At 65.6% G+C, this 20,677-nt stretch carries 16 protein-coding genes and 2 riboswitches; of the genes, 12 read left to right on the forward strand and 4 right to left on the reverse strand.

All coding sequences use genetic code 11. The annotated features are described in order from the left end of the window. The first annotated feature begins 3 nt into the window (after positions 1-3). From GRI59_RS05845 to GRI59_RS05880, 8 genes are all read left to right on the forward strand, one after another. A complete protein-coding gene (locus tag GRI59_RS05845; RefSeq protein WP_237440672.1) occupies positions 4-1,494 on the forward strand; it encodes a sodium:solute symporter family transporter in 1,491 nt (496 codons plus the stop codon). Next, entirely contained in the window at positions 1,494-2,534 is a 1,041-nt protein-coding gene (locus tag GRI59_RS05850; protein WP_160760209.1) for a UDP-glucose--hexose-1-phosphate uridylyltransferase, read from the forward strand. Before GRI59_RS05845 ends, GRI59_RS05850 begins: the two co-directional genes overlap by 1 nt. Before the next feature lie 15 nt (positions 2,535-2,549). Then, positions 2,550-3,734 (forward strand): galactokinase, encoded by a 1,185-nt coding sequence (galK, locus tag GRI59_RS05855; RefSeq protein ID WP_160760210.1) that lies wholly within the window; start codon positions 2,550-2,552, stop codon positions 3,732-3,734. Between the two features lie 100 nt (positions 3,735-3,834). Continuing rightward, positions 3,835-4,818 carry an ArsR/SmtB family transcription factor gene (locus GRI59_RS05860; RefSeq protein WP_160760211.1) on the forward strand — a complete coding sequence of 328 codons (984 nt, stop codon included), beginning with the start codon at positions 3,835-3,837 and terminating at the stop codon, positions 4,816-4,818. Then, positions 4,818-5,747 carry a methylenetetrahydrofolate reductase [NAD(P)H] gene (metF, locus tag GRI59_RS05865; protein WP_183363502.1) on the forward strand — a complete coding sequence of 310 codons (930 nt, stop codon included), beginning with the start codon at positions 4,818-4,820 and terminating at the stop codon, positions 5,745-5,747. The genes GRI59_RS05860 and metF overlap by 1 nt, the downstream gene beginning before the upstream one ends. Continuing rightward, on the forward strand, positions 5,744-6,787 hold the full coding sequence (locus GRI59_RS05870) for a homocysteine S-methyltransferase family protein (protein WP_160760212.1): 1,044 nt from the start codon (positions 5,744-5,746) through the stop codon (positions 6,785-6,787). Before metF ends, GRI59_RS05870 begins: the two co-directional genes overlap by 4 nt. Positions 6,788-6,807: 20 nt before the next feature. After that, complete coding sequence (gene metH, locus GRI59_RS05875; protein WP_160760213.1) at positions 6,808-9,420, forward strand: methionine synthase; 2,613 nt, start codon at positions 6,808-6,810, stop codon at positions 9,418-9,420. Positions 9,421-9,451: 31 nt separating this feature from the next. Then, positions 9,452-10,672, forward strand: coding sequence for a serine hydrolase domain-containing protein (locus GRI59_RS05880; protein WP_237440673.1), 1,221 nt, complete (start codon positions 9,452-9,454; stop codon positions 10,670-10,672). Positions 10,673-11,056: 384 nt separating this feature from the next. On the opposite strand, the gene GRI59_RS05885 is transcribed toward GRI59_RS05880, so the two are convergent. Then, positions 11,057-12,256 (reverse strand): cation:proton antiporter, encoded by a 1,200-nt coding sequence (locus GRI59_RS05885; RefSeq protein ID WP_160760215.1) that lies wholly within the window; start codon positions 12,254-12,256, stop codon positions 11,057-11,059. 139 nt (positions 12,257-12,395) lie between these two features. Then, positions 12,396-12,494: riboswitch (glycine riboswitch) on the forward strand. Continuing rightward, a riboswitch (glycine riboswitch) is annotated at positions 12,495-12,603 on the forward strand. Positions 12,604-12,660: 57 nt separating this feature from the next. On the opposite strand from GRI59_RS05885, the gene gcvT reads away from it, so the two are divergent. The 4 genes from gcvT to gcvPB are packed head-to-tail and all read left to right on the forward strand — an operon-like array spanning position 12,661 to position 17,145. Continuing rightward, positions 12,661-13,800: a glycine cleavage system aminomethyltransferase GcvT gene (gene gcvT, locus GRI59_RS05890; RefSeq protein WP_160760216.1), complete on the forward strand. Its 1,140-nt coding sequence runs from the start codon at positions 12,661-12,663 to the stop codon at positions 13,798-13,800. A 3-nt stretch (positions 13,801-13,803) separates the two neighbouring features. Then, on the forward strand, positions 13,804-14,172 hold the full coding sequence (gene gcvH, locus GRI59_RS05895) for a glycine cleavage system protein GcvH (RefSeq protein ID WP_160760217.1): 369 nt from the start codon (positions 13,804-13,806) through the stop codon (positions 14,170-14,172). A 43-nt stretch (positions 14,173-14,215) separates the two neighbouring features. After that, positions 14,216-15,589 (forward strand): aminomethyl-transferring glycine dehydrogenase subunit GcvPA, encoded by a 1,374-nt coding sequence (gene gcvPA, locus GRI59_RS05900; protein ID WP_160760218.1) that lies wholly within the window; start codon positions 14,216-14,218, stop codon positions 15,587-15,589. Continuing rightward, a complete protein-coding gene (gcvPB, locus tag GRI59_RS05905) occupies positions 15,589-17,145 on the forward strand; it encodes an aminomethyl-transferring glycine dehydrogenase subunit GcvPB (RefSeq protein WP_160760219.1) in 1,557 nt (518 codons plus the stop codon). The genes gcvPA and gcvPB overlap by 1 nt, the downstream gene beginning before the upstream one ends. A 32-nt stretch (positions 17,146-17,177) precedes the next feature. Here the strand turns inward: gcvPB and GRI59_RS05910 are convergent, their stop codons facing one another. The 3 genes from GRI59_RS05910 to GRI59_RS05920 all read right to left on the reverse strand — a co-directional run bounded on the left by GRI59_RS05910 (position 17,178) and on the right by GRI59_RS05920 (position 20,615). After that, entirely contained in the window at positions 17,178-18,491 is a 1,314-nt protein-coding gene (locus GRI59_RS05910; RefSeq protein WP_160760220.1) for a lipopolysaccharide biosynthesis protein, read from the reverse strand. Between the two features lie 151 nt (positions 18,492-18,642). Then, entirely contained in the window at positions 18,643-19,116 is a 474-nt protein-coding gene (locus tag GRI59_RS05915) for a hypothetical protein (RefSeq protein ID WP_160760221.1), read from the reverse strand. 5 nt (positions 19,117-19,121) lie between these two features. After that, complete coding sequence (locus GRI59_RS05920; protein WP_160760222.1) at positions 19,122-20,615, reverse strand: CoA-acylating methylmalonate-semialdehyde dehydrogenase; 1,494 nt, start codon at positions 20,613-20,615, stop codon at positions 19,122-19,124. Positions 20,616-20,677: the final 62 nt, after the last annotated feature.

Below are 20,677 nucleotides of genomic sequence, written 5' to 3' on the forward strand. Positions count from 1 at the left end.
ACAATGTCGCAAGTGGTGATGTCCGGGGGGACAGGCGGAAGCCTGATCCAGATTGCCATCTGCCTTGGCGTGACGGCGGTCATCGGGCTGGTGACTTGGCTTACGATCCGCCGCGAAAAGCATGATGGATCGCGCAAGGATGTCTATCTGGCGGGGGGCAAGCTGAGCTGGCTGTTCGTCGCAGGCGCAATCACGCTGACGAACCTGTCCACCGATCAGTTGGTGGGGATGAACGGCAACCAGATGCTGCTCCTCGCCTGGTGGGAGATCAGTGGGTTCATCGGTCTGCTGATCCTCGCCTTCGTGTTCGTGCCGATCTATTACCGCTCCGGGGTGACGACCGTGACCGAGTTGCTGGAACAGCGCTACGGCGGCGGCGGGATTCGGACGCTGGTGTCGGCGCTGTTCCTGTTCGGGATGGTGCTGATCTATCTGCCCGCCGGGCTCTATTCGGGGGCGCTGTTCCTCAAGACCGCCGGGATCGACCTGCCGCTGCTGGTGCTGGCGGGGTTCCTCGGCGTGGTCGCGGCGGCCTATACCATGGCGGGCGGATTGCGGGCGGTCGCGGTGATGGAGACCTACGCTGGGATCGGCGTGCTGGCGATTGCGGTGCTGATCGTTGTGCTGGCGCTAAATGCAGTCGACTGGGACATTGCGCGCGGGGTGCCCGCCGAACGGCTGACCATGGTGGGCGGAGCGGACTCCCCCATCCCGTTCCATACCCTCTTCACCGGCATGATCTTCATCCAGATCTATTACTGGTCGACCAACCAGCCGATCACCCAGAAGGCGATGGCCGCCCCCAATGTGCGTGAGGCGCAGAAGGGCGTTCTGGCGGCCGCCGTGGTGCGCATCCTGATCATTCCGGCGATTGTCGTGATCCCCGGCGTGGTCGCCTACCAGCTGTTCGGCGATATCGACGATGCCGCCTATGGCCGGCTGGTCGGCGCGGTGCTGCCGCCGTGGCTGTCAGGCATCTTCGCTGCCGCCATCGCTGCTGCGGTGATCGCGCATACGGCGGCGGTGATGAACGCGGCGGTCGGGCTCTATGCGGTCGATTTCCACGAGAAGTTCGTCGCCAAGGTTGAGAGTCACTGGCGGCTGTCGAGCATCGTCACCGTGCTGCTGACGATCAGCTCGATTGCGCTGGTGCCGGTGTTCGCTTCGGCCAAGAGCATCATCAACCTGCTCCAGCAATTGAACGGGCTCAGTTCGATGCCAATCCTGTCGGCCTTTGCGGTCGGGCTGCTGTTTACCGGGGTGGAATCGCGGGCGGCGATTATCGGCGTGCTGTGGGGTTTTGCGTTCTATGCGGCCTATACCTTCATCGCTCTGCCGCTGGGCGCGGTCACGCTGCATTACATCGACATGATGGTGGTGACGCTGGTGACGAGCATTCTCGCGGCGCTCGCCTTCAACCGCTTCGTGCTGGGCGGGCGGGCGACGTTCGCCCCGCGTTCGGCCTTTGCGCAGCGGGTGGCCGGAGCGGGGTGATGGCGGTCGATTTCGCCCGCCCGCACCGGCGTTACAACCCGCTCACTGGCGGCTGGGTGCAGGTTTCCCCGCAGCGCATGGGGCGGCCATGGCAGGGCGAGGTCAGCCTGCCCGATCCGCCGCCGCCCTCATACGATCCTGCCTGCTACCTCTGCCCCGGCAACCCCCGCGTCGGCGGCGAGGTGAACCCGGCTTACGAGGGCGTCCATGTCTTCGATAACGACTTCCCGGCACTGGCCGAGGATCAGCCGAGCGAGGCTGATCATGACCCGCTGCTGCGGGCCGAGGCTTCGGCGGGCGTGTGCCGGGTGATCTGCTTCTCCCCGGATCACGGTAAGTCGCTGCCGCTGCTCACCCCTGAGCAACTGCGCGCCGTGGTTGACGTGTGGGCCGATCAGACCGCTGAACTCGGCCAACGCTTTGCCAATGTGCAGGTGTTCGAAAACAAGGGCGCGATGATGGGGTGTTCTAACCCTCACCCCCACGGGCAGGTCTGGGCGACGGCGCACCTCCCGCAGGAACTCGCCGCCGAGGACGCCCACCAGCGCGCCTACCTCGCAGACCACGGAAGGGCGCTGCTGCTCGACACAGCGACGCGCGAAATTGCGGCGGGCGAGCGGGTGGTCGAGATCAACGACGACTGGCTCGCCATTATCCCCTTCTGGGCGGCCTGGCCGTTCGAGACGCTGCTACTGCCGCGCTTTGCCGTGCAGCGGATGCCGCAGCTGACCGGCGAACAGCGCGCCAGCCTCGCCAGCATCCTCAAGGCGCTGACCACGCGTTACGACAATCTGTTCCAGACCAGCTTTCCCTATTCGATGGGCTGGCATCAGGCGCCTTATGGCCCGGATTCCTTGTCGCCTGATATCGACCACTGGCAACTCCACGCGCATTTCTACCCGCCGCTGCTGCGCTCGGCTGAGGTGCGCAAGTTCATGGTGGGTTACGAGATGCTGGCCGAGCCTCAGCGCGACCTCACCCCGGAACGCGCGGCAGAGATGTTGCGCGCGGTCAGCGGTCTGGTGCATTACCGCGCCTAACGAAGGGAACGCAGCATGGATCGCCGCGAGAGACTGATCGCCCGCGCCCGGCAGGGCTTCCGTCTGGCCTATGGGGTCGAGCCGCACCGCTTTTTCGCTGCCCCCGGCCGGGTCAACCTGATCGGCGAGCATGTCGATTACAATGATGGCTTCGTCCTGCCCTGCGCGATCGACCGCGAAGCGATCGTCGCGCTCGGCCCGGCGGACAAGGACGCCGCGGTCCCGCTGTTCGAGGCGGTCGCGCTCGACATGGGCGACATGGCGAGTGCGCGGGACAGCTTCGATCTTGCCAGTCCGATCGTGCCGAGCGAGAACAACTGGCAGAACCATGTGCGCGGTGTGGTGCAGGCGCTGGGGCGGGATGGCTACCGGGTCAAACCGGCGCGGATCGCGATTGCCGGCGATGTTCCCATCGGGGCGGGCCTGTCATCCTCGGCCGCGTTCGGCGTGGCGGTGGCGCTGGCCTGTTCGGACTATTCAGGGCTGGACCTGTCGGCGGAAACGCTCGCCCGGGTGGCGCAGCGCGCCGAGAACGACTTTGTCGGCTGTGCCTGCGGGATCATGGACCAGATGGCCTCCGCCGCCAGCGTCGCGGACAATGCGCTGCTGCTCGATTGCCGCAGCTTGCAGCACATGCCGATCCCGATTCATGCGAGCCTTGCCATTACGGTGATCGACACGGGCCTGCGCCGCAACCTCACCGAAAGCGCCTTTAACGAGCGGCGCGCGCAGTGCGAAGCGGCGGCGGCGTATTTCGGGCTGACGGCCTTGCGCGATCTGGACTTCGCCACGCTGGAGGCGGCCCAGACCAGCCTCGACCGGACGCTCTACCGCCGCGCACGCCATGTGGTCGGTGAGATCGAGCGGGTCGAGCCGGTCGCGGTTGCGCTGACGCAGGGGGACACGGCATTGCTGGCCGAGGTGATGCGCGAGGCGCACCTCTCGCTGTCCGCCGATTTCGAGGTTTCACTGCCGCCGATTGACCGGCTGGCCGGGCTGATCGGTGAGGCACTGGGCGATGCGGGCGGCGTGCGGTTGACTGGCGCTGGCTTTGGCGGATGCCTTGTCGCGGTCAGCACCCATGATGCTGGCATCGCCATCGACGAGTCGGTCGCGCGCTACAATGTCGCCGCCGATCTGCCCGCGCGGGCCGAGACCTTCCGCCCGGTCAGGGGAGCTGCGCCGATCTCGCTGGGTTGAGCAAGTGCGTTCCGGGGGCTGACGTAGCAAGTCTTTGCGAGCACCCATCGTCAGCGGACGATTTACAGATATAAAAATATCTTTATATGATGTTCGCACAATGATGATCGAGGACATCTTCAAGGCGCTGGGCGATCCGACTAGGCTGCGCATTGCCCGCTTGCTCGGGACGATGGAACTGGCTGTGGGCGAGTTGGCACAGGTGCTCGGCCAAAGCCAGCCGCGCGTGTCGCGCCATGTCGGCATCCTGTGCGATGCGGGCCTCGCCGAACGCCGCCGCGAAGGCAGCTGGGTGTTCCTGCGCCAGAGCGAATCGAGCGCCCCGGTGATCGAAGCGGTGCAGCGCCTGCTCGCGCTGGCCGAAACCGAAGAACCCGCCTTTGCCGCGCTGTGCGAAACTGACCGCCGCAAACTCGCCGCGATTCGCAATGCGCGCGAAGCTGCGGCGGAGACCTATTTTGCCCGCCACGCCGGGGAGTGGGACGAGCTGCGCGCGCTCCACAGCGCCGATGCTGATGTCGAACGCGGCCTTGCCGAAGCGCTGGCTGATGCGCCGCTGGGCGCGCTGCTGGATATTGGCACTGGCACCGGGCGCATGGCCGAACTGTTCGCACCTCATGCCGAACGCATCGTCGCGCTCGACAAGAACCTCGAAATGCTGCGCGTCGCCCGCGCCAAGCTGCAACATCTGCCGACCGCACAGATCGAGCTGGTGCAGGGCGACTTTGCCGATCTGCCGTTCTCCGACGCCAGTTTCGATACCGTGGTGCTGCATCAGGTGCTGCACTTCGCCGCCGATCCTGCCCCGGCACTGGCCGAGGCGGCGCGGGTGCTGCGCAGCGGTGGGCGGATCGCGATTGTCGATTTTGCCAGCCACGATCACGAGGAACTGCGCACTCGCCACCAGCACGTCCGGCTTGGCTTTACCGATCGTCAGATGGCCGAATTGCTGCGCGGCGCCGGGTTCAGCGTCAGCCCGCCGCTCGCGCTCGAAGGTGGGCCGCTGGTCGTCAAGATCTGGACGGCCAAGCGCCGTTCCGCCCCCGCTTTGAAGACCCCTGCCAGCCTCACGGAAACCGTCTGATGACCCCGACTCTCGACCAGCTCCACGAATACCGCACAGCCACCGACATGCCGCTGTTTTCCGGCCTGCCGGGGGATGTTGCGGTGAGCTTCGAATTCTTCCCGCCCAAGAGCGAGAAGATGGAAGAACAGCTGTGGGATGCGGTGACGCAGCTGAAGCCGCTGGGGCCGAGCTTTGTTTCGGTCACCTACGGCGCGGGCGGTTCGACCCGCGAGCGCACCCACGCCACGGTGGCGCGGATCATTGGCGAGGCGAAGCTCCCTGCCGCAGCGCATCTGACCTGCGTTGCGGCGTCGAAGGCCGAAATCCGCGAGGTCGCCGAACATTATTGGGAAGCGGGCGTGCGCCACATCGTCGCGCTGCGCGGCGATGCGGGTGAACCCGGCGCGCCCTTCACCCCGCACCCTGAAGGCTATGCCAGCGCGGCGGAGCTGGTCAGCGGGCTGAAGGCCATTGCGCCGTTCGAAATCTCGGTCGCCGCCTATCCGGAAACCCACCCTGATGCGCTTAGCCCACAGGACGATATCGACAATCTGAAGCGCAAGCTGGATGCTGGGGCCACCCGCGCGATCAGCCAGTTCTTCTTCTCGCCCGAAGCCTTCTTCCGCTTCCGCGATGCCTGCGCGGCGAGCGGGATCGACGCCCCGATCCTGCCCGGCATCCTCCCTGTCACCAATGTCGCGCAGGCGCGTAAGTTCGCCGCCGCGTGCGGGGCGTCAATCCCGGCATGGATGGACGGCTTGTTCGAAGGCCTCGACGAAAAGCCCGCCGCGCGCCAGCTGGTCGCCGCAACGGTCGCCGCTGAACTGTGCCGCCGGCTCTATGCGGGCGGGGTGCGCGATTTCCACTTCTACACCTTGAACCGCCCCGAGCTTGCCTATGCGATCTGCCACATGCTCGGGAAGCGTCCGGTCGGAGACGACGCATGAGTGCGCGTGAACAATTGCTCGCAGCCGCCGCCAAGCGCGTGCTGATCTTCGACGGCGCGTTCGGCACGCAGATCCAGAACCGCAAGCTGACCGAAGCCGATTACGCGGGCGATCTGGGCCTTGCCGCGGATCAGAAGGGCAATAACGACATTCTGGCGCTGACCCGCCCCGACGTGATCGGTGACATCACCCGCGCCTATCTGGATGCGGGATCGGATGTGGTCTCGACCAACACCTTCTCGGCCAACCGCATCAGCCAGGCCGATTATGCGACCGAAGGTCTGGTGCGAGACATCAACGTGGCGAGCGGCAAGCTCGCCCGCGCGCTCGCGGATGAATATGCCGCCAAGGATGGCCGCCCGCGCTTTGTCGCGGGAGCCATCGGGCCGACCAACAAGACTCTGTCGCTCAGCCCTGATGTCGAAGACCCCGGCTACCGCGAGATCGACTTTGATGAACTCGTCGCGGTCTACAAGGAACAGGCTGCCGCGCTGGTCGAAGGCGGGGTGGACTTCATCCTGATCGAGACGGTGTTCGATACCTTGAACGCCAAGGCGGGGATCATGGCGGTCAAGCAGTTGGAGCGCGAGACGGGCCGGGACATCCCGCTGATGATCTCGATGACACTGACCGACCTGTCGGGCCGCAATCTGTCGGGCCACACGGTCGAGGCGTTCTGGTACGCGGTGCGCCATGCCAAGCCGGTCACCATCGGTTTGAATTGCAGCTTCGGCGCAGAGCAGCTGCGCCCGCACGTCAAGGTGCTCTCGCAGATCGCCGACACGCTGCTGATGATCTATCCCAACGCGGGCCTCCCCAACGAGCTCGGCGAATATGACGAGCAGCCCGACACCACCGCGGGGTTGGTCAAGGACTGGGCCGATCACGGTCAAGTCAATATCCTCGGCGGCTGCTGCGGATCGAGCCCGGCGCATATCGCCGCGATTGCCAAGGCGGTGGCCAAGTCCGAGCCGCGCAAGGTGCCGCACCCCGAGCCTGCGATGCGGCTGGCGGGGCTCGAAGCCTTCATTGCGGCCTGATTTGAACTGAGAGTTTCCAAGTGACCCAACCCTCCTCCGCCCGCTTCATCAACATCGGTGAACGCACCAACGTCACCGGATCGGCGGCGTTCAAGAAGCTGATCATGGCGGGCGATTATCCAACGGCCGTCGAAGTCGCGCGCCAGCAGGTCGAAAACGGCGCGCAGGTGATCGACGTCAACATGGACGAAGGCCTGCTCGACGCGGTCCACGCCATGACGACCTTCCTCAAGCTGATCGCCGCCGAGCCCGATATCGCGCGCGTGCCGGTCATGATCGACAGCTCGAAATTCCACGTGATCGAGGCTGGGCTGAAATGCGTCAGCGGCAAGCCGATCGTCAATTCGATCAGCATGAAGGAGGGCGAGGCCGCCTTCCTCGAACACGCCCGCATCTGCATGGATTACGGCGCGGCTGTGGTCGTCATGGCCTTCGACACGGTCGGTCAGGCCGACACCAAGCAGCGCAAGGTCGAAATCTGCAAGCGCGCCTATGATCTGCTGGTGGCCGAGGGCTTCCCACCCGAAGACATCATCTTCGATCCCAACATCTTCGCGGTCGCGACCGGGATTGAAGAACACAACAATTACGGCGTCGACTTCATCGAGGCGGTCAAGGAACTGCGCGAGCTGTGCCCCTACGCGCATTATTCGGGCGGGCTCTCCAACCTCAGCTTCAGCTTCCGCGGCAATGAACCCGTGCGCCGCGCGATGCATTCGGTGTTCCTCTATCACGCGATTCCGGCGGGCCTCGACATGGCGATCGTCAACGCGGGGCAGCTCGACGTTTACGACCAGATCGATCCGGCCCTGCGTGACGCCTGCGAAGACGTGATCCTCAACCGCGATCCGGACGCGACCGAACGCCTCATCACGCTGGCCGAAAGCTTCAAGGGCAAGTCGGTTGCGGATGAAAAGGCCGCCGAGGAATGGCGCGGCTGGGCGGTCGAAAAGCGGCTCGAACACGCGCTGGTCAAGGGCATTGACGCGCATATCGTCGATGATACCGAAATCATGCGCGCCGCCATTGCCGAGGCTGGCGGGCGGCCCATCGAAGTGATCGAAGGCCCGTTGATGGACGGGATGAACGTGGTCGGCGACTTGTTCGGCAGCGGCAAGATGTTCCTGCCGCAGGTGGTCAAATCCGCGCGCGTGATGAAGAAGGCGGTCGCCCACCTCATCCCCTTCATCGAGGCCGAGAAGGACCTGCTTCCCGAAGAGGAACGCAAGGCCAAGGGCAAGATCATCATGGCGACGGTGAAGGGCGATGTGCACGACATCGGCAAGAACATCGTCGGCGTCGTGCTCCAGTGCAACGGCTATGACGTGATCGACTTGGGCGTGATGGTGCCGTGGCCGACGATCCTCGCTTCGGCCAATGACAACAAGGCCGACATGATCGGGCTTTCGGGCCTCATCACGCCCTCATTGGACGAGATGGTGACCGTCGCCGAGGAAATGCAGCGCGCCGGCATGACCATGCCGCTGCTGATCGGCGGGGCGACCACCTCGAAGGTCCACACCGCGCTGAAGATCGATCCGGCCTACGAAGGCCCCGTGATCCACGTGCTCGACGCGAGCCGCGCGGTGGGGGTGGCGTCCAAGCTGCTGTCCGACACCCAGCGCGATAGCTACGTCGCCGAGGTCGAGGACGAATATATCGCCGTGCGCGATGCCCGCGCGGGCCGGACCGTGAGCGCGCTGCTGCCGCTGGACGAAGCGCGCGCCAATGCCTTTCCCGCCGACTTCGCCGCCAAACCCGCCGCACCTGCGCAGCCGGGGGTGCATGTCTTCCCCGACTGGAGCCTTGAGCACTTGCGCGGCTTCATTGACTGGACGCCGTTCTTCCGCGCGTGGGAGTTGCACGGCAATTACCCCGCGATCCTGACCGACGAAGTGGTCGGCGAAACCGCGACCCAGCTGTTCGCCGATGCCAACGAAATGCTCGATACAATCATCGCCGAAAAATGGCTGACCGCGCGCGGTGTCGCAGGCCTGTGGCCGTGCGGGCGCGACGGGGATGACATCGTGCTCGACAACGGCGCGCGCCTCCCGATGCTGCGCCAGCAGGTCAAGAAGTCGCGCGATCGGGCCAATATGTGCCTCGCCGATTTTATCGACCCGGCGGGCGACTGGATCGGCGGTTTTGCCGTCGGCATCCACGGGATCGACAGCCACTCGGCGCGGTTCCAGGCGGACAAGGACGATTATTCCGACATCCTGCTGAAGGCGCTGGCCGACCGTTTCGCGGAGGCATTCGCCGAAGCGCTGCATCAGCACGTCCGCACCACGCTGTGGGCCTATGCGCCGGGCGAGCAGCTGACCTGCGAGGCGCTGATCAAGGAAGAATATCGCGGGATCCGCCCCGCGCCGGGCTATCCCGCCTGTCCCGATCACTCGCTGAAGCCGATCCTGTTCGACCTGCTCGATGCGCCGACCAACACCGGCCTGACCCTGACCGAAAGCTTCGCCATGTGGCCGACGGCGGCGGTTTCAGGCTTCTATTTCGGTCACCCCGAAGCGGCCTATTTCGGCGTTGCCCGCGTGGGGCCGGATCAGGTCGAGGAATATGCCGCCCGGCGCGGGGTCGATCTGGCGACGGCAGAACGCTGGCTGCGGCCGAATCTCGATTGACGCGGGCGCAGGGGCAGCGATGATGCGCGGTATGATCCGCCGCTTCCTCGCCGCTTTGGTGTTCATCGCCGCCCCCGCCACCGCGCAAGAGACCGCGCCGTCGCCTGCCACGCCGCCTGCTACAGTGGTGGTCGCCTTCAACCGCGAGACCATCACCCCGCTGATCGTCGAGGGGCTGGCGAACCTTGAGACCGCGCGCCCGGTCGCAGCCAATGATCCGGTGCGGATCGCGTCGATCTCCAAGCTGATCATGGCGCTCACCGCGCTCAGGCTGGTGGACGAGGGCAAGCTTGATCTCGACCGTGATGTTTCGGACTATGTCGGGTGGAAGGTGCGCTCGCCTTACCATCCCGACGCGCCTGTCACGCTGGCGCACTTGCTGTCGCACCGCGCGGGGCTGAGCGACAAGGCGGGTTACATTATCCCCCTGGGCGAGAGCCTTGAGGCGAAATTTGCCGACCCTGCCGCCTGGCGCGACACCGGCCCGTCGGGGGAGGCGGCGTTTGAATATGCCAACCTCGGCTCACCGCTGGTCGCCACCGCGCTCGAAGCTGCTTCGGGTGAGCGGTATGACCGGCTGGTCGAACGGCTGGTGTTTGCGCCGCTGGGGGTGAAGGCCTGTCTCAACTGGATCGGCTGCGATGCCGATATGCAGGCCCGCAAGGTGACGCTCTACCGCCACACCGGCGAAGTCGCAGCCGACGGTGCAGGCAGACTGCCGTCCGCCTGCACCATCCCGGTGGCGGAGGGCATTGCCTGCGAGCTGGCGAACTATGTCCCCGGCACCAATGCCTCGATCTTCTCCCCGCAAGGCGGGGTCCGGATCGGGATGCTGGACCTCGCGAAGATCGGGCAGGCGTTCGGTGAGCCCCGCGCCTTCTTCTCGGATCGTGCGAAGCAAGGCTTCGATCGCGCGTGGAACACCAGTTTCCATCCCGATCAGGAATTCTTCTGCATCTATGGTCTGCATCTACAGATCATCGATTCGTCCCAAGCGCTGTGGGCGAATGCGGAGCAGCCCAAGCCGGCGACGTGCCGGGACGAGCTGTTTGGCGACGGCGTAGCAAGGGTGGGCCATTCGGGCGAAGCTTACGGCCTGCAATCGGGCCTCTGGTTCGACCTCGGCACGGGCCGGGGCTTCGCCTACTTCCTCACCCAAGTCCCGCCCCCGGCAGGCGGCGAGGACACTGGCGGCTTCACGGCGCGCGAGAAGGCGCTGATGGCGCGGGCGCAGGCGATGATTCGCAAATAGCGGCGCAACTGAAGTTTGGTTCGCGCCAAGCCGCCAAGGAGCCAAGAAGGACCTATTGTAGCGCAGCCGTGGTACCAGACCTTGGCATCTTGGCCCTTTGGCGGCTTGGCGCGAACGACTTTTGGGGCGCCGCTGTCGCGGCGAGGGCTTATCGCCCTATCGCCGCCGCTGCACCCAGCCTGCCCCCAGGTGCGGACGCATGGCAGGCTAAAGCGCTTTCCTACCTGCACATGGATTGACAGGGTCCGCGGGCATGAATCCCTGTACCCCCTCTTCTGACTGCCACCCCGCAATGATCCTGCGTGTGCGACGATACTTTTTTCTGTTCCTGGACAGTGTCTCATGTGTCTCCAACACGAGACCGTGGCGGCGGAAGGGGTGGCTTCAGGCCTCGGCCTTCACCCGCTCGCCCAGCTTGGCGATCAGCGGCGTCGCGAAGGGCTTGGTCAGCATCGTGCTGCCCACCGCCATCAGCAGCAGCGCGGTGAAGGTCGTGGGCGTGATGACCTGCTTGTCGAGCAGGATGTTGGCGAAGATGATCATGATCAGCGCCTTGGTCTGGAGCAGCCAGCCGATCAGGCTCGCCTCGGTACGGCTCCAGCCGAGCATCCGCCCGGCGATGTGGACGCCGATGAGCTTGCCGCCGACCGCCGCCACCAGCAACAGCGCGGCAACGCCGAAGACGGCGAGCCCGCCGCCCTCCCACTGGGTGCGCAGGCCGGTCGAGAGGAAGAACACGGGCATCACGGTGAGCAGCACGACATTGCGGAACCGGTCCATCGCCTCGTGGCCGAACCACTTGGCGTCCAGCACCACGCCCGCGAGGAACGCGCCGACCATGAAGTGCAGCCCCGACCAGTCGCCCGCCAGCCCGCACAGCGCCAGCCAGATCAGACCGACCGGCCAGCGGTCAGCCTCGGACAGGCGCTGCATGAGCCAGCGCACCGCCCACGCCGCCAGCATGAAGCCGACGAGGAACACCGCCTGCCGCCCGATCCGCTCCCAATCGAGCAGGATCAGCGCCAGCACGCCCCAGATCGCGATGTCATCGAGGCTGGCGTACCGCAGGATGCGTTGGCCGAGCTGTTCGCGCAGGATGCCGAGCTTCTCCATCAGCAGCACGAGGATTGGCAGCGCCGTCACCGCGCAGGCCATGCCGATGCCCAGCAAGGCCTGCCAGTATTGGCCGTTCGGCCCGCGCCAGCCGGGGAATTGCAAGATCACCGCCGCCGCCAGCGTGCCAGCGATCAGCGGCGCGCCGAGCGCCAGTCCCGCAGTGAGTCCCGTCTCGCCGCGATGCTTCCATGCTTGGGAAAGGTCGAGCTCAATCCCGGCGATCCACACGAACAGCATCACCGCCCACCATGCGACGCCGTTCAGCGCGATGATCACATCGGGCCGGAACACGAAAGCGTAGTAATCGGGGAAGACCGCGCCCAGCACACCGGGTCCAAGCAGGATGCCCCCCACGATCTGCACCACCACAAGCGGCGCCCAGTAATCCGTGCGCAGCACGCGCCACACCAGCCACGGCACGGCGAAGATGATCGTTAGCGCGATCAGGTAGATTTCAGTGAGGTTCATCCCGCCCCCGTGTCTATTCAGCCTCGCAGGGAAGCGCAAATGCGTTTTCCCCCAAGCCTGCGCGTTTCGCCCGATTGACGCGATGCAGCAAATCAAGCAGGGCGAGATCGTCTTCCGCCGCAGGAGCGATTCTGTGGCGGGCAGGCGAGCGGGAGAGCCCGATGCGCACGCTGTGCGCAAAGGCGCCGAAGGAGCAACCGCCCCGGAAACTCTCAGGCCACCGGACCGCTCGGCTGCGTGACACTCTGGAAAGCGTCCCGGATTCGTCCGGGGCCACCGAAGGGGAGGTGTCCCGCCACGTTGGCGGATGCGCCGAAGCTCTCAGGTCACCCGACAGAGGGGGCAGTTATGCAGCAGCGCCGCGTGCGCTGCCGGACTGCCGTATTCTGCCGGGGATATTCCGAGTGACCGACCACGATACCGAAGACCATCTCGAAGATATCCCCTTGGACGCGCTGCCGCTTGATGCCTGGCACCGTGCGCGCGGCGCGCGGATGGTGCCGTTCGCGGGATACGAGATGCCGATCCAGTATGAAGGCATCGTTGCCGAGCATAGTTGGACGCGGGAGAGCGCGGGGCTGTTTGATGTGTCGCACATGGGCCAACTGCTGCTGTCCGGCCCCGATCTCGATGCGGCGGTCGAGGCCGTGCTGCCGATCGACCTGTCGACGCTGAAGCTCGGCCAGCAGCGCTATTCGCTGTTGCTAGATGAAGAGGGCGGGGTGCTCGACGACCTGATGGTCTCGCGCTGGCCCGAGGCGCTGTATCTAGTCGTCAACGGCGCGACCAAGTGGGACGATATGGGCACGCTGCGTGAAGCGCTGCCCGACGACATCACGCTCAACTACCTCGATGACCGTGCGCTGCTCGCCTTGCAGGGGCCGAAGGCGGCCGATGCGCTTGCTCGCCATACGACCGGCGAATATCCGCTGAGCGCGCTGACCTTCATGAAGTTCGGTCAGTTCAAGCTGGCGGGCCATGAAGTGACCATCGCGCGGGCGGGTTACACTGGGGAGGACGGGTTCGAAATCTCGCTCCCCGCCGATGCCGCCGCCGAAGTCGCGGACCTGCTCTGCGCCGCACCCGAGGTGAAACCCATCGGCCTTGGCGCGCGGGATTCGCTGCGGCTTGAGGCGGGACTGCCGCTCTACGGCCACGACATGTCGCCGGAGACCAGCCCCATCGAAGCGGGCCTGGTGTTCGGTATCAACAAGCGCCGCCGCACCGAGGGCGGCTTCCCCGGTGCCGACCGGATCGTCCGTGAAATCAATGAAGGCACGGCCCGCAAGTGGGTCGGCCTGACCATTGCAGGCCGCCTGCCCGCGCGTGAAGGCGCCGAAGTCTTTGCAGGCGAGGCGCATATCGGAATCGTCACCAGCGGCGGCTTCTCGCCCACCTTGGGCGCGCCTATCGCCATGGCCTATGTCGCGAGCGAATATGCCGCCATCGGCACCGCGCTCGAAGTCGAGGTGCGGGGCAAGCGCCTCGCTGCCACCGTTTCGCCCACGCCTTTCGTACCCCACCGCTATTACCGAGGGAGCTGACCCATGCGTTACTATACTGACGAACACGAATGGATCGATGTCGAAGGCGATATCGCCACCGTTGGCATCACCGAATATGCGCAGGGCCAGCTTGGCGACATCGTGTTCGTCGAACTGCCCGAAGTCGGGGCGCTGATCGAGCAGGGCAAGGACGCCGCCGTGGTCGAAAGCGTCAAGGCAGCATCGGACGTCTACGCCCCGATCACCGGCGAGATCACCGAAGTGAACCCGGCGCTGGAAGAAGACCCCGCGCTGGTCAACACCTCGCCCGAAGATGGCGGCTGGTTCTTCAAGATGACCATTGCCGACGAAGGCGAGCTTGACGGGCTGATGGACGAAGATGGCTACAAGGCCTTCGTCGAAGGCCTCTGACCACACACTCAACCTCTCCCCTCTCCACACGAGGCTGAACACCATGCGCTACCTCCCCCTCACCGATACCGACCGGCAGGCGATGCTGGCGACCATCGGCGCCGCCACGGTCGATGATCTGTTCGTGGACGTGCCCGAAGTGGCGCGGCTCGACGGCCCGATCCACGGTCTGCCGATGCACGCGAGCGAAATGGCGGTCGAACGCCATATGAAGGCGTTGGCGGCCAAGAACCTCGTGGCGGGCGAAGTGCCGTTCTTCCTCGGCGCGGGGGCCTATCGCCACCATGTCCCCGCCAGCGTCGACACCATCATCCAGCGCGGCGAGTTCCTGACGGCCTATACGCCCTACCAGCCGGAAATCGCGCAAGGCACGTTGCAGGTACTGTTCGAATTCCAGACGCAGGTCGCGCGGCTCTATGGCTGCGCGGTTGCCAACGCCTCGCTCTATGACGGGTCGACCGCGTGCTGGGAGGCGGTGGCGATGGCGACCCGTGTGACCAAGCGTAAGCGCGCCGTGCTGTCGGGCGCGCTGCACCCGCATTATGCGCAGGTCGTGAAGACCATGGCGCATTTCACCGGTGACACCATCGCCGACGCCATGCCTGCCATCACTGCTGAGCCTGATCTGGACGGGTTGATCGCCCGGATCGACGAGGACACCGCCTGCGTTGTGGTGCAGTATCCCGACATTCTGGGCCGTATCAGCGACCTCACCCCAGTGGCCGAAGCCGCCCATGCCAAGGGCGCGCTTCTGGTGGTTGTGAACACCGAGCCGGTGGCCCTAGGCGCGATCAAGTCTCCCGGTGAAATGGGCGCGGACATCGTGGTAGGTGAAGGCCAGTCGCTCGGCGTCGGCCTGCAATTTGGCGGGCCGTATCTCGGGTTGTTCGCGGTGCGCGATCCCAAGCACGTGCGCCAGATGCCGGGCCGTTTGTGCGGTGAGACCACCGATGCGGAAGGCAAGCGCGCCTTCGTGCTCACCCTGTCCACCCGCGAACAGCACATCCGCCGCGAGAAGGCGACGAGCAACATCTGCACCAATTCCGGGCTGTGCGCTCTGGCCTTCACCGTCCACATGACGCTGTTGGGCGAAAAGGGCCTGCGCGAACTGGCGGCGGATAACCACCGCTTGGCCTGCCTCGCCGCTGACCGGCTCGCCAAGGTGCCGGGCGTCGAAGTGCTCAATAATTCCTTCTTCAACGAGTTCACTCTGATGCTCGGCGGCAAGCCCGCGCGGGAGATTGTGCGTGATCTGGCTGACCGGGGCGTGCTCGGCGGGGTGTCGCTCGGGCGGCTCTATCCGGGGGTCGAAGCGCTGGAACACGCGTTGCTGGTCGCTGTGACCGAGACCACCACCGAGGAAGATATCGAGCGCCTTGCGCAGGAGCTGGAAGCCAGCATCAAGGAGACCGTGTGATGAACGCCCCCAACCAATCCGGCTGGAAGCCCGCGATGGAACTCTCCGAAGACGGGATGCACAATGGCCCCGCCACCACCACCGGCAACCGCGCACTGATGCTGGAAGAGCCGCTGCTGTTCGAAATCGGCCGAGTCGATGTGACCGGCGTTGATCTGCCCGCGATCGATCCCGCCGCACCGACCCGCCTCGGTGGGCTGGCGCGCAGCGAACCCATCGGGCTCGTCGGCCTAACCGAACCTGAAACGGTGCGCCACTACACGCGCCTCAGCCGCCAGAACTACGGGATCGACCTCGGCTTCTTCCCGCTCGGCAGCTGCACGATGAAGCACAATCCGCGCCTCAACGAGAAGATGGCGCGGCTTCCCGGCTTTGCCGACATCCACCCGCTCGCCCCGCAGTCGACAGTGCAGGGCGCGCTGGAAGTGATCCACCAGCTCGGTGGCTGGCTGTGCACGCTGACCGGGATGCCGGCGGTCGCGATGAGCCCCAAAGCCGGTGCGCATGGCGAGCTGTGCGGGATCCTCGCGATCCGCGCGGCGCACGAAGCCCGCGGCGATGCGCGCGAAGTGGTGCTGGTGCCGGAAAGCGCGCACGGCACCAACCCCGCCACCGCCGCCTTCGCTAACTACCGCGTCGAGGATATCCCCGCGACGCCGGAAGGCCGGGTCGATGTGGCAGCACTCAAGGCTCGCCTGGGGCCGGATGTCGCGGCGGTGATGATCACCAACCCCAACACCTGCGGCCTGTTCGAAAAGGACTTCCGCGAAATCGCCGATGCGGTTCATGCGGTGGGCGGCTATGTCTATTGCGACGGGGCGAACTTCAACGCCATCGTCGGCAAAGTGCGCCCGGGCGATCTGGGCGTGGATGCGATGCACATCAACCTGCACAAGACCTTTTCCACCCCGCACGGCGGCGGCGGGCCGGGTTCGGGGCCGGTGGTGCTGTCGGAGGCGCTGGCGCCCTATGCGCCGCTGCCCTTTGTGCGCAAGGATGATGCAGGCACGTTCTACCTCGTCGAGGAAGAAGACCGTGAGGAGCGCGGGCCGACCTTTGGCCGCATGACCGCGTTCCACGGCCAGATGGGCATGTTCACCCGCGCGCTCACCTACATGCTCAGCCACGGCGCGGACGGGCTGAAGCAGGTGGCAGAGGATGCGGTGCTCAACGCCAATTACATCCTGCGCGCGATGGAAGACATCCTCCACGCGCCCTTTGCCGCCAGCGGTCCGTGCATGCATGAGGCGCTGTTCGGCGACAAGGATTTCGGCGGCGGGTTGTCGACTCTGGATGTGGCCAAGGGGCTGATCGACGAGGGCTATCACCCGATGACGGTCTATTTCCCGCTGGTGGTCCACGGCGCGATGCTGGTCGAGCCGACCGAGACGGAGAGCAAGGCCGCGATTGACCAGTTTGTCACCGCCTTCCGCGCGGTGGTGGAACGGGCGCTGGCAGGTGACGAAGCGCTGAAGCAGGCGCCCTACTACGCTCCCCGCCGCCGGCTTGATGAAACCGGCGCGGCGCGGAAGCCGAAGCTGGCTTACGAGGGGTGAGAAAAGACAGCACTCGCTCACCCTGAGCGGGATTATAATCTAGGAGGGGCGGGCGGATTGTCCGCCCCTTCAGCGTCAGGCTCGTCCACCACCAGCCGGAACTGCTTCAGGTTCACGATGGCGAGATAGAACCCTACCACGGTCAGCACGCTCGACCCGAGCACCGCGAAGCCCGCGCCCTGTGCGCCCTTCCACCCGATCGCCAGCTCCAGCATCACCAGCGCAAGGATTGTCGGGAACAGCCGGACAAGAAAGGCGACATGCGCCTTGCCGGCCGAAATCAGCAGGCTTTCAAGGCTCGCGCCCACCAGCTCCACCGCGCCCGCAATGCTGAGGATGATCATCGCCCAGTAGAACCCGGTGAACTGCTCGCCCGCGATCAGGGCAAGGCCGGGGCGGCCGAACAGGATCGCCGTCACCACCGCCGTCACCCCGGCAATCGCCGCGATGTTCGCCATCCGCCGCGCAATCTCGACCGCGCCGTCGCGCGATTGCACGAGCTCTGGCAGGATCGCCTTCGAGATCGTCTGCGCCAGCGCGATCAGCGCCACGCCCAGCTGGTTGGCGATGCGGAAGCCGCCCGCGAGGTATGCCCCGCCAAAGGTGCCGACCAGCAGGATCATCACCTGCTTGCCCGCCACCGCGAGGCTGCCCGACATATTGGTCGACAGCACGAACCGCCACGCGTCCTTGTGCCGCGCGGGGATCGCCCGCAGGCTGATCGAGGACAGCGGCACCGGCTGCACCCGCGCGGCGACGATCCATAGGGCGATGGCCGTGCCGACTTCAGACAGGGCAAAGGCAAGGATGAAGCCCGTCACATCGGGCATCGCCCACCACGCCAGCACTGCGCCGCCCGCGCGGATCACCGGCTGCACCGCTTCGGCCCAGGTCGCGCGGCCATATTCGGAATGCAGCCGCAGCATCCCGGTGGGCGTGGTACGGATCGTCAGCAGCGAGATGACACAATAGGCAAAGGTCAGCCACATCAGCTCCGCCGGCACATCGAGCCAGAGCGGCGCGGTCAGCACCAGCACCGCTGACGCTAGCGTGCCGACCGCGACTGACACGCCATCAAGCGCGACCGCAAACCCCGTCGCCTCGCGTGCGCGCTGGAGATCGACGCCCGGCTCGTCCGGGTTGGCCCCCCAGCGGACGATGAACTGCCAGGTCTGGAAGCTGGAAAAGCCGGTGATCGCCTGCCCCAGCGCGATGATCAGCGCGAAATGGCCGAAGCCTTCCGTGCCCAGCGTGCGTGCGGCAATGGCGAGGTAGACGAGGCTCAGGACCGCGTTGAACCCGCGTCCACCCAAGAGCCAGCCCATGTTGGCGAAGACCTGCTTCATGCGTGTCCGGGTCAGGCCTTAACGTATCGCCGGGACGGTCAGGGGTTGGTTTACCATAGCGCGGCGGTGCTTAGCCGCAAATGATGCATCACGCCAAGCGCGGATGGCGCATGTCTAGCAACTTATGTGGCGGGGTGTGCGCGGGCCCGGCTTAGGCCGGGCAGCGCTTGCGCAGCGGATCGTCCGGACTCTCGGGCTTGAGCGCATCGGAAATCCGCAGCTGCTCGCCGTCCGGCAGGGTTTCGAGCGAGAGGCGGGCGGGTTGCACCCAAGTCTCGCCCTCACCTTCCATCACGAGGTCGGCGATCGCATCGTCGCCCTCGCTCCCCATACCGGAAACGTCGCCGACGCTCTCGTAATATTCGATCCGCCGCGATGTGATTTCCACCCGCATGTCCGAGGCGGGATCGCATGTGCCGGTCACTGCGTCCCACACGCCGTGGAAGCGTGCGGGAATCTCACCGGCGGCAATCGCCGGATCGAGCGGCGAGTCTGCGCCATCGCTGATGCCACCACCGGGTTCACCCGATATCGGGGTTTCGGCGGGCGTATCGGGCGCAGGATCGACCCGGCTGTCGCAGGCCGGCAGCAAGAGGGTAAGGGCGATCAGAGGAAGGCGGCGCACCTCTATCACCCCATCGTGGGGATCACGAAAGCGTTGGAGCCGTCAGGCGAGCCATCGGGCCAGCGCTGGGTGATCTTCTTGTTCTTGGTCCAGAACCGCAGCCCTTCGGTGCCATATTGGTCGATGTCGCCAAAGCCTGACCGCTTCCACCCGCCGAAGGAGTGATAGGCGACCGGCACCGGGATCGGCACATTGATGCCGACCATGCCCACGTTCACCCGCGCCGCAAATTCGCGCGCGGCGTGGCCGTTGCGGGTGAAGATCGCGACGCCGTTGCCATATTGGTGCTCGCTGGGCAGGCGCACGGCTTCCTCGAAGTCCTTCGCGCGCACAATCTGGAGGACTGGGCCGAAGATTTCCTCCTGATAGGACTTCATCTGCGGGGTGACGTGGTCGATAAGCGTCGGGCCGACGAAAAAGCCCTTCTCATGCCCCTGCAAGGTGTACCCGCGCCCGTCGACGACGATCTCTGCGCCTTCTTCCTCGGCGGTGGTGATCCACTGTTCGATCCGCGCCTTGTGTTCAGGGGTCACGACCGGGCCGTAATCCGCCTCGGGGTCGTTCGACACACCGATGCGTAAGGCAGCGATGGACTTGAGCAGCTTCTCTTTGAGCCGCTCGGCCGTCTCCTCGCCCACCGGCACCACCACCGGCAGCGCCATGCAGCGCTCGCCCGCCGAGCCGAAGGCCGCGCCGGTCAGGTCAGTGACGACCTGATCGAGATCGGCATCGGGCAGCACGATCCCATGGTTCTTCGCCCCGCCAAACGCCTGCACGCGCTTGTTGTTCGCAGAACCGCGGGCGTAGATGTATTGCGCGATGTCCGAGCTTCCGACGAAGCTGATCGCGGCGATATCGGGGTGGTCGAGGATCGCGTCGACCATTTCCTTGTCGCCGTGGACGACCTGCAACAGACCCTCGGGCGCGCCCGCCTCAAGGAACAGTTCGGCCAGACGCACCGGCACGCTCGGATCGCGTTCCGAGGGCTTGAGGATGAAGGCATTGCCCGCCGCGCAGGCCATGCCGAACATCCACATCGGGATCATCGCCGGGAAGTTGAACGGGGTGATGCCGACCCCGATGCCGAGCGGCTGGCGCATCGAATAGACATCGATCCCCGGTCCCGCACCGTGGGTATATTCGCCCTTCATGATTTGGGGCAGGCCGCAGGCATATTCGATGACTTCCAGCCCGCGCTGCACATCGCCCTTGGCGTCCGGCACGGTCTTGCCATGCTCCGACGAGAGCATCTCGGCGAGGCTCTGCATATTCGCTTCGACCAGCGCCTTGAAGGCGAACATCACCCGCGCGCGGCGCTGTGGGTTGGTGGCCGCCCACGCAGGCTGGACGCGCTTGGCAGTCTCCACCGCGCGGGCAAGCAGCGCGGCATCGCCCAGCGCGACTTCGGCCTGTACTTCGCCGGTCGAGGGGTTCCAGATGGCGTGCTTGCGGGTCGGGGCCGGGCTGTCGCCGACGATGAAATGGTCGATCTGACGCATGGGAATGATCTCCTGTCTGGCCTCCCCAATGCCCCCCGCGTGAGGCTTTCGCAACCCTTGCG

Source organism: Erythrobacter ramosus, from assembly GCF_009828055.1.
In the GTDB taxonomy this organism is placed as follows: domain Bacteria; phylum Pseudomonadota; class Alphaproteobacteria; order Sphingomonadales; family Sphingomonadaceae; genus Erythrobacter; species Erythrobacter ramosus.